At 59.9% G+C, this 12,418-nt stretch carries 11 protein-coding genes and 2 tRNA genes; all 13 read right to left on the bottom strand.

All coding sequences use genetic code 11. The features are described from left to right. Window positions 1-40: 40 nt before the first annotated feature. A complete protein-coding gene (locus tag AC5QPF_RS04690) occupies window positions 41-391 on the bottom strand; it encodes a BON domain-containing protein (protein WP_494962218.1) in 351 nt (116 codons plus the stop codon). Between the two features lie 286 nt (window positions 392-677). Further along, window positions 678-2,783 carry a polyribonucleotide nucleotidyltransferase gene (gene pnp / locus AC5QPF_RS04685; protein ID WP_494962217.1) on the bottom strand — a complete coding sequence of 702 codons (2,106 nt, stop codon included), beginning with the start codon at window positions 2,781-2,783 and terminating at the stop codon, window positions 678-680. Between the two features lie 253 nt (window positions 2,784-3,036). Continuing rightward, complete coding sequence (rpsO, locus tag AC5QPF_RS04680) at window positions 3,037-3,306, bottom strand: 30S ribosomal protein S15 (protein WP_009404303.1); 270 nt, start codon at window positions 3,304-3,306, stop codon at window positions 3,037-3,039. 148 nt (window positions 3,307-3,454) lie between these two features. After that, window positions 3,455-4,372, bottom strand: a complete 918-nt coding sequence (gene truB, locus AC5QPF_RS04675) for a tRNA pseudouridine(55) synthase TruB (RefSeq protein WP_494962216.1) — start codon at window positions 4,370-4,372, stop codon at window positions 3,455-3,457. Between the two features lie 3 nt (window positions 4,373-4,375). Continuing rightward, window positions 4,376-4,777 carry a 30S ribosome-binding factor RbfA gene (gene rbfA / locus AC5QPF_RS04670; RefSeq protein ID WP_494962215.1) on the bottom strand — a complete coding sequence of 134 codons (402 nt, stop codon included), beginning with the start codon at window positions 4,775-4,777 and terminating at the stop codon, window positions 4,376-4,378. Window positions 4,778-4,899: 122 nt separating this feature from the next. Continuing rightward, the gene (gene infB, locus AC5QPF_RS04665; RefSeq protein ID WP_494962214.1) at window positions 4,900-7,419 is read right to left on the bottom strand and encodes a translation initiation factor IF-2; all 2,520 of its coding nucleotides are present in this window, start codon (window positions 7,417-7,419) and stop codon (window positions 4,900-4,902) included. A gap of 26 nt (window positions 7,420-7,445) precedes the next feature. Continuing rightward, complete coding sequence (nusA, locus tag AC5QPF_RS04660) at window positions 7,446-8,927, bottom strand: transcription termination factor NusA (RefSeq protein ID WP_330073054.1); 1,482 nt, start codon at window positions 8,925-8,927, stop codon at window positions 7,446-7,448. A gap of 58 nt (window positions 8,928-8,985) precedes the next feature. Then, window positions 8,986-9,444 (bottom strand): ribosome maturation factor RimP, encoded by a 459-nt coding sequence (rimP, locus tag AC5QPF_RS04655; RefSeq protein WP_494964126.1) that lies wholly within the window; start codon window positions 9,442-9,444, stop codon window positions 8,986-8,988. A 131-nt stretch (window positions 9,445-9,575) separates the two neighbouring features. After that, window positions 9,576-9,652 (bottom strand) — tRNA-Met (locus AC5QPF_RS04650). 101 nt (window positions 9,653-9,753) lie between these two features. Next, a tRNA-Leu gene (locus tag AC5QPF_RS04645) sits at window positions 9,754-9,839 on the bottom strand. Window positions 9,840-9,858: 19 nt separating this feature from the next. Further along, on the bottom strand, window positions 9,859-10,245 hold the full coding sequence (secG, locus tag AC5QPF_RS04640) for a preprotein translocase subunit SecG (protein ID WP_494962213.1): 387 nt from the start codon (window positions 10,243-10,245) through the stop codon (window positions 9,859-9,861). A gap of 3 nt (window positions 10,246-10,248) precedes the next feature. Further along, window positions 10,249-11,004, bottom strand: coding sequence for a triose-phosphate isomerase (gene tpiA, locus AC5QPF_RS04635; protein ID WP_494962212.1), 756 nt, complete (start codon window positions 11,002-11,004; stop codon window positions 10,249-10,251). 66 nt (window positions 11,005-11,070) lie between these two features. Beyond that, complete coding sequence (gene glmM, locus AC5QPF_RS04630) at window positions 11,071-12,411, bottom strand: phosphoglucosamine mutase (protein ID WP_494962211.1); 1,341 nt, start codon at window positions 12,409-12,411, stop codon at window positions 11,071-11,073. Between the last annotated feature and the right edge of the window lie 7 nt (window positions 12,412-12,418).

The following is a 12,418-nucleotide window of genomic DNA, read 5'->3' as shown; positions in this document are numbered from 1 at the left end:
CTGTCGCATGAACCGTCAGGATCAGCGAGCGGGACTAAAATTACTCTGCTTTCAGGCCATCAGCCGATACGGCCTGAACACCTTTGATTTTCTTGGTGATGGCGACCGCCATTTCTTTCTGCGAGTCGGTCACTTTCACGTCGGAGGACAGGGAAACCACACCCTTGTTGGTTTCGACCTTGATGTCGCTGCCAGGAATACCTTTCTCGGTCAGCAGGTCAGCTTTGACCTTGGTGGTGATCCAGGTGTCGGAAGTGGCTTCCTTGGCCTTGGTCACTTCACCGGCTGCGAGCATCATCGGAGCCTGGGTGGATTGTTGAGCGAACGCTACGTTGGCCATGGTCAGGGTCAGGGCAGTAGCGGTGGCAGCAGCAATAGCGAACTTCTTCATACGAGACACTCCTGTTTTTCGAAAAGTCTGCGCCGAGGTTCCTGGCAGCAGGGGTACTCTGGTTATTGCGAACGCTGTGCCAACTTTTCTCTCAAATAAAATCCTTTAAAAACAGCAACTTATAAAGACAGACATTTTGCTGGATCGTGCAATTTGCAAAGTGGCCTGCCGTTTCGCTTGCAAGATGCAAGTTCCTCGAAAGAATCACGCGGCCCCACTCCCACAGGGCCCGCGCATAAAAAAAGGGTCCCGAAGGACCCTTTCTTTCAACGCGTGTAGCCGTGAATCAGACGCCCGAAGCCTTGGCTGCGGCAACGTCCTTGATCGACAGCTTGATACGACCGCGGTTGTCCACGTCCAGTACCAGCACTTCGACTTCCTGGCCTTCCTTCAGCACGTCGGTGACTTTCTCGACGCGGGCATCGCTCAGCATCGAGATGTGCACCAGGCCGTCCTTGCCAGGCAGGATGTTGACGAAGGCACCGAAGTCGACGATGCGCTCTACCTTGCCGACGTAGATCTTGCCGATCTCGGCCTCGGCGGTGATGCTCAGTACGCGCTGACGAGCCGCTTCAGCAGCGTCCTTGGTCTCGCCGAAGATCTTGATCGAGCCATCGTCTTCGATGTCGATCGAAGCCTTGGTTTCTTCGCAGATGGCGCGAATGGTGGCGCCGCCCTTGCCGATGACGTCGCGGATCTTGTCGGTGTCGATCTTCATCGCGATCATGGTCGGCGCGTTTTCCGACAGCTCGCTGCGGGACTGGCCAATGATCTGGTTCATCTGGCCGAGGATGTTCAGGCGCGCTTCCAGGGCCTGGCCCAGGGCGATTTCCATGATCTCTTCGGTGATGCCGTTGATCTTGATGTCCATCTGCAGTGCGGTAACGCCTTTGGCGGTACCGGCAACCTTGAAGTCCATGTCGCCCAGGTGGTCTTCGTCACCCAGGATGTCGGTCAGGATGGCGAACTTCTCGCCTTCCTTGACCAGACCCATGGCGATACCGGCAACCGGCGCCTTCATCGGTACACCGGCGTCCATCAGGGCCAGGGAAGCACCGCAGACCGAAGCCATGGAGCTGGAGCCGTTGGATTCGGTGATTTCCGATACCACGCGGATGGTGTAAGGGAATACGTCAGCTGCCGGCAGCATGGCCTGGACCGAACGACGAGCCAGACGACCGTGACCGATTTCGCGACGACCAGCACCGCCCATGCGACCACACTCGCCCACCGAGAACGGAGGGAAGTTGTAGTGCAGCATGAAGGGGTCTTTCTTCTCGCCTTCCAGGGTATCCAGCAGCTGTGCGTCACGGGCAGTACCGAGGGTCGCCACGACCAGCGCCTGGGTCTCGCCACGGGTGAACAGTGCCGAACCGTGGGTCTTCGGCAGAACACCGACTTCGATGTTCAGTGGACGAACGGTCTTGGTGTCGCGGCCGTCGATACGTGGCTTGCCGTTGACGATGTTTTCGCGAACGGTGCGGTATTCGATCTCGCCGAAGATGTCCTTCACTTCACCAGCGCTCGGCTGGCCTTCTTCGCCGGAGAACTTGGCAACCGCCTGGTCGCGCAGTTCGCCCAGGCGAGCGTAACGGTCGGCCTTGACGGTGATGGTGTAGCCCTGGGAAACGGCTTCGCCGAACTCGGCGCGAACGGCGTTCAGCAGCTCGGTGTTGGCAACCGCTGGTTTCCAGTCCCAGGTCGGCTTGGCGGCTTCGGCGGCGAATTCCTTGACGGCCTGGATCACGGCCTGGAACTCGTCGTGGGCGAACAGCACGGCGCCCAGCATCTGGTCTTCGGTCAGTTCCTTGGCTTCGGATTCAACCATCAGCACGGCGTCGGAGGTACCGGCAACAACCATGTCCAGGCTGGAGGCAGCCAGTTGCTCGTAGGTCGGGTTCAGCAGGTAGCCGGTGCTTTCGTGGAAGGCAACGCGGGCGGCGCCGATCGGGCCTTCGAACGGAATGCCGGAAACAGCCAGGGCAGCCGAGGTACCGATCATCGCAGCGATGTCCGGATCGGTCTTCTTGCTGGTGGAAACGACGGTGCAGACGACCTGCACTTCGTTCATGAAGCCTTCAGGGAACAGCGGACGGATCGGACGGTCGATCAGTCGCGAGGTCAGGGTCTCTTTCTCGGAAGGACGGCCTTCACGCTTGAAGAAGCCACCAGGGATCTTGCCGGCAGCGTAGGTCTTTTCCTGGTAGTGGACGGACAGCGGGAAGAAGCCCTTGCCCGGATCTGCCTGCTTGGCACCGACGACGGTGACCAGCACGGTGACATCGTTGTCGACGGTGACCAGTACGGCACCGGACGCCTGACGGGCGATACGGCCCGTTTCGAGGGTTACGGTCGATTGACCGAACTGGAATTTCTTGATTACCGGGTTCACGGTTTCCTACCTTCTCTTCAGTTGCACTTGGGGGAACTGGTTTCTTGCGAATTCTTGGGCAGAACGGGGAATCGGCCCCATTGACCGTCCAGATAAAACTAGAGGTTGGGAGTCTGCCCTGCCATCGCGCAAAGCGCTCCGGCAGAACAGACAACCAACCTCTCGGATACGCGGGGTGCGTTCGCCCGCCGAGGAACCGAAGCCCCCGACTGACAACCGCAGCACGCCGCGCACACCACTGGTCGAGCCGCTATTAGCGACGCAGACCCAGACGACCGATCAGGGCGCTGTAACGGGTGGTGTCTTTGCCTTTCAGGTAGTCCAGCAGCTTGCGGCGCTGGTTAACCATGCGGATCAGACCACGACGGGAGTGGTGGTCCTTGCCGTTGGCCTTGAAGTGGCCTTGCAGCTTGTTGATGTTGGCGGTCAGCAGAGCAACCTGCACTTCCGGGCTACCGGTGTCGCCGGCGGCTTGCTGATAGTCGGCAACGATCTGAGCTTTTTCTTCAACGCTGAGTGCCATCTGGCTTTCTCCAATAAACGGAAACCCGAAGGTTTCCAACAGGCCAGGGACAAGCCCTGTATTAAGAAAATGAGATGTGACCGTGCCTGTTGACAGCCACCCTCGTGTCCATCACTACCGGGCCAAGGCCCTGCACTGACGGGTTCGATCATTCCGACCGAATCAGTCGACGCGGCGCGATGCGCCCGTCTTCGCTCACTTCACCGATACCAATGAAGCGACCGGTGTGATCCTGTACGCGGACCATGCCGAATTTCGGCGCGTCCGGCGAACGTACCGGCTGGCCATGCAGCCAGTAGAAAGCACTGTGCTCGGAGAACTGTAGCAGCGGCCAGTCCTGCAGACCGCTGTCGGACGGCATCAGGAAACGGTCGACCGCTTCGTTGCCACCTTCGGCGTGGACCTGTTCGAGTTCCTCGACGGTCACGGTCTGGGCCAGTTCGAACGGGCCGGCCTGGGTCCGGCGCAGTTCGGCAACGTAGGCGCCACAACCCAGAGCCTCGCCGATGTCCTCGACCAAGGTACGGATATAGGTGCCTTTGCTGCAGCCTACCGACAGGCGAACCCGGGTGCCTTCGCACTCCAGCAGTTCCAAGCGGTGAATAGTAACAGAACGCGCTTCTCGCTCCACTACTTCCCCTGCACGGGCGAGCTTGTAAAGCGGCTGGCCATCACGCTTGAGGGCCGAGTACATCGGCGGTATCTGGCTGATTTCACCACGGAATCGTGGCAGAACCGCTTCAATCTCGGCGCGACCAACGGTCACCTCGCGGGTACGCAGAATTTCACCTTCGGCGTCTGCGGTGCTGGTGGTCTGGCCCAGCTGCATGACGGTCTCGTAGCCCTTGTCGGAATCGAGCAGGTACTGCGAGAACTTGGTGGCCTCGCCGAAGCACAGCGGCAGCACGCCGCTGGCCAGCGGGTCGAGGCTGCCGGTGTGCCCGGCCTTCTCGGCGTTGAGCAGCCAGCGGACCTTCTGCAGCGCAGCGTTGGAGGTGAATCCCAGTGGCTTGTCGAGCAGAATGATGCCGCTGACGTTACGGCGGATGCGTTTGACCTGGGCCACCGCTTACTCCTTGTCGCTGTCCGGAGCGTCGGCGCTCTGGTGCAGGCTGTCCTCGGCAACGGCGCGTTCGATCAGTGCCGACAGGTGGGCACCGCGGCTGACGCTCTCGTCGTAGTGGAAATGCAGTTGCGGCACGCTGCGCAGCTTCATTTCGCGGCCGAGCTGCATGCGCAGGAAACCAGCGGCAGAGTTCAGGACCTTGAGGGTTTGCTGGATCTCGTCGCCACCTTCCTGACCCATGACGGTGATGAACACCTTGGCATGGCCAACGTCGCGGCTGACGTCGACGGCGGTGATGGTCACCAGGCCGACACGGGGATCTTTCACTTCACGACGGATCAACTGGGCCAGCTCGCGCTGCATCTGATCGCCGATGCGTTGGGTACGGCTATATTCTTTTGCCATGTCTTGCTACCTGTAACTAAAGCGGCAAACGCCCGGCCAGGCATGAAGCCGGACCGGGCGTTGCGTTCAGAGCATCCAGCGGGGCGTCACAGCCACCGACCTGGCGCTTCCAAGCTCGCGCATCAGAGCGTACGAGCCACCTGGACTTTCTCGAAGACCTCGATCTTGTCGCCGATCTTGACGTCGTTGTAGCTCTTCACGCCAATACCGCACTCCATGCCGTTACGGACTTCGGAGGCATCGTCCTTGAAGCGACGCAGCGATTCCAGCTCGCCTTCGAAGATCACCACGTCTTCGCGCAGTACGCGGATCGGGCGGTTACGGTAGACCGTACCTTCCACGACCATGCACCCGGCGATGGCGCCGAACTTCGGCGAACGGAACACGTCACGCACTTCGGCGATACCCAGGATGTTCTCGCGAACATCGCTGCCGAGCATGCCGGTCAGGGCTTTCTTGACGTCTTCGATGATGTCGTAGATCACGTTGTAGTAACGCATATCCAGACCTTCCTGCTCGACGATCTTCCGTGCACCGGCATCGGCACGCACGTTGAAGCCGAACAGGACCGCATTCGAAGCCAGCGCCAGGTTGGCGTCGCTCTCGGTGATACCACCGACACCGCCGGCGACCACGCGAACCTGTACTTCGTCGTTGCCCAGGCCACCGAGGGAGCCTTGCAGAGCCTCGAGAGAACCACGAACGTCGGCCTTGAGGACGATGTTGAGGGTCTTCTTCTCTTCCTGGCCCATGCTTTCGAAGATGTTTTCCAGCTTGCCAGCATGTGCGCGAGCCAGTTTGACCTCACGGAACTTGCCTTGACGGAACAGGGCGACTTCACGGGCTTTCTTCTCGTCAGCCACAACGCTCAGTTCGTCACCGGCATCCGGAGTACCATCCAGGCCGAGGATCTCGACCGGGATCGACGGGCCGGCTTCCTTAACAGGCTTGCCGTTTTCGTCGAGCATGGCGCGAACGCGGCCGTAGTTCGAACCGCAGAGGACCATGTCGCCCTGACGCAGGGTACCGTCCTGAACCAGCACGGTAGCGACCGGGCCGCGGCCCTTGTCGAGACGCGATTCGACGACAACGCCACGACCTGGAGCGGTCGGCATGGCCTTGAGTTCGAGGATCTCGGCTTGGAGCAAGACCGCTTCGAGCAGTTCGTCGACACCAGTACCCATCTTGGCCGAAACCTTGACGAATGGAGTGTCGCCACCCCAGTCCTCGGAGGTCACGCCGTGGACCGACAGTTCATTACGGATGCGATCGAGGTCGGCACCCGGCTTGTCGATCTTGTTCACCGCAACCACCAGTGGTACGCCGGCAGCCTTGGCGTGCTGGACAGCTTCGACGGTCTGCGGCATCACGCCGTCGTCCGCCGCGACTACCAGGATCACGATGTCGGTAGCCTTGGCACCACGGGCACGCATTGCGGTAAACGCGGCGTGACCCGGGGTATCGAGGAAGGTGACCATGCCGCGGTCGGTTTCCACGTGGTAGGCACCGATGTGCTGGGTGATACCACCGGCTTCGCCAGCGGCAACCTTGGCACGACGGATGTAGTCGAGCAGCGAGGTCTTGCCGTGGTCAACGTGGCCCATGACGGTCACGACCGGTGCACGGGAAACGCTCTCGCCTTCGAACTTCAGCGATTCGGCCAGGGAGTCTTCCAGGGCGGTGTCGCTGATCAGGGTGACCTTGTGACCCAGCTCTTCGGCGACCAGTTGAGCGGTCTCCTGGTCGAGCACCTGGTTGATGGTCACCGGAGTGCCCAGCTTGAACATGAACTTGACGACTTCAGCGGCCTTGACCGACATCTGTTGCGCCAATTCGGAAACGGTGATGGTCTCGCCGATGGTCACGTCGCGGATAACCGGACCGGTCGGGTTCTGGAAACCATGGGCATTGCGCTTCTTCGGCTTGCCCTTGCCACCACGACCGCCACGACGGAAACCATCGCTTTCTTCGTCGGTGGTGCGTGGCGCAGCACGTGGAGTCGGGGCCTTTTCCTTCTCCTTGACCTTGACCGAAACGCGCGGCGCTTCGTTGCGACGCTCGCCACCGCGACGGTCGTCGTCACGTGCACGATCGTTGCGACGGGCGTCGTCCTTCTTGCGTTCAGTAGCAGGGGCCGGAGCCGGTGCTGGCTCGACGGCAGCCGGGGCTTGCGCCGGAGCGGCGGTCTGGGCAGCCGGAGCCGAGGCAGCAGCGGCCTTCTCGACAGCAGCCTGACGACGCGCTTCTTCCTCGGCACGCTGACGCGCTTCGGCTTCGCTCTTCTCGCGGGCAGCGTTCTCAACGGCGCGGCGCTCTTCCAGCTCACGCTTCTGCTCAGCCTGGATCTCTTCAGGGCTGCGTTGTACGAAAACCTTCTTCTTGCGTACTTCTACGCTGATGCTCTTGCTGCCGGCAACACGCAGGGTGCTGGTGGTCTTGCGCTGCAAGGTGATCTTGCGCGGTTCTTCCACTTTCGCCTTGTGGCTGCTCTTCAAATGGGTCAGCAGAGCCTGCTTTTCACTATCGCTCACCAGCTGACCGGCGTCGGTGTGCGGCAGACCTGCCTCACGCATCTGCTGCAGCAGGCGCTCTACCGGTGCAGCGACCTCTTGGGCCAATTCTTTCACCGTGACTTGCGTCATGCACTTCTCTCCTCAGGCCAGCCTGCTTACTCGAACCAATGGGCTCGGGCGGCCATGATCAACTTGCCGGCACGTTCTTCGTCGATGCCGTCGATGTCGAGCAGGTCGTCAATCGACTGCTCGGCCAGGTCTTCGCGGTTAACCACGCCGCGCACCGCCAGTTCCGCTGCCAGGTCCTTGTCCATGCCCTCGAGGGAGAGCAGGTCTTCGGCCGGGTGGGCGTCTGCCAGTTTTTCCTCGGTAGCGATGGCTTTGGTCAACAGGCGGTCCTTGGCACGAGCGCGAAGCTCATTGACGATTTCCTCGTCGAAGCCATCGATGTTGAGCATTTCTTCCAGCGGTACGTAGGCAATTTCTTCGAGGCTGGTGAAGCCCTCGTCGACCAACACCTGGGCCAGCTCTTCGTCGACTTCCAGCTCTTCGATGAAGTTGCGCAGGATGTCGCCGGTTTCGGCTTGCTGCTTGGCCTGGATGTCCGATTCGGTCATCACATTCAGGGTCCAGCCGGTCAACTGACTCGCCAGGCGCACGTTCTGGCCCCCACGGCCAATGGCCTGGGCCAGGTTGTCGGCGGCCACGGCGATGTCCATCGCGTGGGCGTCTTCGTCAACGATAATCGCCGCCACTTCGGCAGGCGACATGGCGTTGATGACGAACTGTGCCGGGTTGTCGTCCCACAGCACGATGTCGACGCGCTCGCCACCCAGTTCACCGGACACTGCCTGGACACGCGAGCCGCGCATGCCGATGCAGGCGCCTTGCGGGTCGATGCGCTTGTCCTTGGAGCGGACGGCGATCTTGGCGCGCGAGCCCGGATCACGGGACGCGGCCATCACTTCGATGAGGCCTTCGGCGATTTCCGGCACTTCGATGCGGAACAGCTCGATCAACATCTGTGGCGCGGTACGCGACAGGATCAGTTGCGGGCCGCGGTTCTCGGTGCGGATTTCCTTGAGCAGCGCGCGGACACGCACGCCGACGCGGAAGGTCTCGCGGGAAATGATGTCTTCACGGGCCAGCAGCGCCTCGGCGTTGTTGCCCAGGTCGACGATGACGTTGTCGCGGGTAACCTTTTTCACGGTACCGGAGATGATCTCGCCCAGGCGCTCGCGGTAGGCATCGACCACTTGCGCACGCTCGGCTTCGCGAACTTTCTGCACGATGACCTGCTTGGCGGTCTGCGCAGCGATACGACCGAACTCGATGGACTCGATCTTCTCTTCGATGATCTCGCCAGCGACCGCGCCCGGCTTCTTGGCCTGGGCTTGGTCTACTGCCAACTCGATCGCCGGGTCGTCCAGGTCTTCGTCTTCGACCACAGTCCAGCGACGGAAGGTCTCGTAGCTACCGGTGTGGCGGTTGATTTCCACACGCAGGTCCACTTCGTCTTCAAAACGTTTCTTGGTTGCAGTAGCCAGGGCCACTTCCAGCGCTTCGAAAATCACGCCAGCCGGTACGCCCTTTTCATTGGATACCGACTCAACAACCAGCAGTACTTCTTTGCTCATCGTACGCCTCGCCTTTCGCAAGCCATTGGAACCGCGTCAACCGCGACTCCGGCATGTCTCAGTCAAAACTGGGAATAATGTTGGCCTTGTCGATCGAGTCGATCGGCAACAGGAACTCGTGATTGTCCACCTGGACCACGACATCCTGCTCCTCTACACCACGGAGCAGGCCTTGAAAGTTACGACGACCTTCGAAGGGCGTACGCAGCTTGATCTTCACTTGTTCACCGGCATGCGAAGCGAACTGTTCAATCGTGAACAGCGGGCGATCCATGCCAGGAGAGGAGACTTCAAGGGTGTATTCGGTGCTGATGGGATCTTCAACATCCAGAATGCCACTGACCTGGCGACTGACGACTTCGCAATCGTCCACCAGGATGCCGTCCTCTTTGTCGATATAGATACGCAGTACCGAATGCTTGCCCTGAGAGATGAACTCGATCCCCCAGCATTGATAGCCAAGCGCTTCGACCACCGGGGCCAACAAGGCCTGCAACTGTTCTAGCTTGCTCGACACCTGAACCCCCTCGTGCATGCTGTGCAAATAAAAAATGGGCAAAGCGCCCATCCATGAAATGCGCCGTTGAACATCGGCGCTGAGAACTGTTTAGCTAACAAAAAGCCCCTGAATAGGGGCTCCGCTAAAACTGGTTGCGGGGGCTGGATTTGAACCAACGACCTTCGGGTTATGAGCCCGACGAGCTACCAGACTGCTCCACCCCGCGACAAAGCTGGGGCGAAAGTATACGACCGAACCCTTTGAAGGGTCAATCAAACAACCTCCACCTGCAAGAAAGCCCGCTATTGCGGGCTCTCATGCTTCAAATGGTACCGAGAAGGGGACTCGAACCCCTACACCCTATGGGCACAACCACCTCAAGGTTGCGTGTCTACCAATTCCACCACCTCGGCAAAACTACTTTGAAACCCGTTACTTCTGCTCTGGAGCCTGAGGAACATCGCCATTGTTGCCGGCTGGGTTCTTTTGCTCCTGGAGCACCGGTACATCATCTGTTGCCGGTTTGGTTTGCTGCACTTCCATTACCGCCGGATCCGGCAAACCTGCTTGAGTCAGCTGGTGAGCTTTCTCCTTAGCAAAGTATCCTAACCCAAGAGCAGTTAAGAAGAAAGAGGCAGCTAGTATAGCAGTAAACTTACTCAGAAAGGTAGCAGAACCTTGGCTTCCGAACACAGTATTTGAAGCACCTGCGCCGAAAGATGCACCCGCTTCCGCACCTTTACCCTGTTGCAGCAGAACCAGCACTACCAAACCCAGTGCGCCCAACAGATGAAGAACGACAATAACTGTTTCCAGCATTTTTCAGTTTCCTGCGGCGCGACAAATTGCACCGAATTCGTCTGCGTTCAGGGAGGCACCACCAATCAGCCCCCCATCGATATCCGGCATGCCGAACAGCTCGGCCGCATTGGCCGCCTTCACGCTGCCGCCGTATAGAAGCCGCGCATTCAGCGCAACTTCTGGGTCCTTCGCCGCCAGCTGCTCGCGAATGGCTTTATGCACATCCTGCGCCTGCTGCGGTGTAGCCGTAAGGCCTGTGCCGATGGCCCATACAGGCTCATAAGCAATAATCGCATCTGCAAAAGCAGAAATACCCAACTGGTCGATGACACTGTCCAGCTGACGCCCAACAACTTCGAGCGTTTTATTCGCTTCGCGCTCTTCGAGGGTTTCCCCCACACAGAACACCGGCCTCAGGCCACAGGACTGTGCAGCCGCGAATTTCTTGATCAGGGTCGAGTCCTGCTCACCCAGAATCTGACGTCGCTCCGAGTGCCCGATCAGCACCAGCTCACAACCGGCATCAACCAACTGACTCGGCGCAACTTCTCCGGTCAGAGCCCCTTGCTGAGGCTCTACTGCGGAGTTCTGTGCACCGACTGCGATCGATGTGCCTTCAAGACCTTCGATCACCTGGTTGATGAACAGACTGGGCGGGAACACCGCGACATCAACACCGCTCGGCAGAACCTGATTGCTCAAGCCCTTGATCAGCTCAGCGACGCCGGCGCGGGTACCGTGCATTTTCCAGTTACCAGCTACCATAGGGCGACGCATGCTTTACCTCGTCGGTCAAAGTGGGCGCAGATGTTACCCAACCAATCCATCACTGGCAAGCGCAAATCAGACGCAAATTTCACTTACCAGTTTTGCCAGGGTTTCGGCATGGCCGCGAACCTGACTTTCGTCATCCCCTTCGACCATGACACGCACCAGCGGCTCTGTTCCGGACTTGCGCAGCAATACCCGGCCTCGACCAGCCATTTCCTCGGTGATGCGCTCGCACTCGGCCTGCACGGAGGGATGCTCAAGCGGATCGACCTTGCTGGCGCCGAAGCGCACATTGATCAATACCTGCGGGCATTTGCGCACAGCCTGACGCGCCTGAGCGAGCGTTTCGCCGCGACGCTTGAGGGCCATCAGCACCTGCAGCGCGGCGATGATCGCGTCACCAGTCGTGGTATGACTGCAGCAGACGACGTGTCCGGAGTTCTCGCCACCAATGATCCAGTCGCGCTCCAGCAACTCCGCCATCACGTAGCGGTCACCGACCTTGGCTCGAACGAACGGAATATCCAGATCCTTCAGCGCCAGCTCCAGGCCGAGGTTGCTCATCAGGGTGCCAACAACGCCGCCCTGCAGCTTGCCGCGCTCATGGAGGTCGCGAGCGATGATGAACAGCAACTCGTCCCCATCGACGATGGCGCCAGTATGGTCGACCATCAGCACGCGGTCGCCGTCGCCGTCGAAGGCGATACCCAGGTCGGCATGACCGACCAGGACCGCGGCCTGCAACGACTCGATATGGGTGGAACCGCAGTTTTCGTTGATGTTCAGGCCATCCGGCTGAGCCGACAGCACCGTCACATCGGCACCCAGTTCGCGGAACACGCTCGGTGCTACCTTGTAGGTCGCGCCATGGGCGCAGTCGATCGCCAGCTTGAGCCCCGCGAAACTGGTGCTGCTCGGCACGCTGCTCTTGCAGAACTCGATGTAGCGGCCTGCCGCGTCATTGATGCGCGACACCTTGCCCAACTCGCTGGACTCGACCACAGTCATCGGCTGGTCGAGCAACTCCTCGATCATCAGCTCAATATCATCGGGCAGCTTGGTACCCTCGCCAGAGAAGAACTTGATGCCGTTGTCGTGATGGGGATTGTGCGATGCACTGATCACGATTCCTGCTTCTGCATGGAAGGTGCGGGTCAGGTAGGCAATGGCCGGTGTCGGCATCGGCCCAAGCAGCATCACGTCAGCGCCCGCAGCGGCAAGCCCGGCTTCCAGCGCAGACTCGAACATATACCCGGAAATACGAGTGTCCTTGCCGACCAGTACACGACACCGCCCCTGCTTGCGGAAGGCCATCCCCGCCGCCCAGCCAAGCTTGAGCATGAAATCCGGCGTGATCGGGAATTCGCCGACACGGCCACGAATGCCGTCGGTACCAAAATATTTTCTGCTCATAAATGCT

It is taken from the genome of Pseudomonas sp. Con_6 (genome assembly GCF_059379395.1).
The sequence above is the reverse complement of the archived record's forward strand: the minus strand, read 5'-3'. Positions and strand labels throughout refer to the sequence as shown.

What these genes read in the sequence shown, in the direction of transcription:
- AC5QPF_RS04690 (WP_494962218.1), bottom strand. Translation starts at nt 391, where the DNA reads ATGAAGAAGTTCGCTATTGCTGCTGCCACCGCTACTGCCCTGACCCTG.
- rpsO (WP_009404303.1), bottom strand. Translation starts at nt 3,306, where the DNA reads ATGGCACTCAGCGTTGAAGAAAAAGCTCAGATCGTTGCCGACTATCAG.
- rbfA (WP_494962215.1), bottom strand. Translation starts at nt 4,777, where the DNA reads ATGGCAAAAGAATATAGCCGTACCCAACGCATCGGCGATCAGATGCAG.
- infB (WP_494962214.1), bottom strand. Translation starts at nt 7,419, where the DNA reads ATGACGCAAGTCACGGTGAAAGAATTGGCCCAAGAGGTCGCTGCACCG.
- nusA (WP_330073054.1), bottom strand. Translation starts at nt 8,927, where the DNA reads ATGAGCAAAGAAGTACTGCTGGTTGTTGAGTCGGTATCCAATGAAAAG.
- secG (WP_494962213.1), bottom strand. Translation starts at nt 10,245, where the DNA reads ATGCTGGAAACAGTTATTGTCGTTCTTCATCTGTTGGGCGCACTGGGT.
- tpiA (WP_494962212.1), bottom strand. Translation starts at nt 11,004, where the DNA reads ATGCGTCGCCCTATGGTAGCTGGTAACTGGAAAATGCACGGTACCCGC.
- glmM (WP_494962211.1), bottom strand. Translation starts at nt 12,411, where the DNA reads ATGAGCAGAAAATATTTTGGTACCGACGGCATTCGTGGCCGTGTCGGC.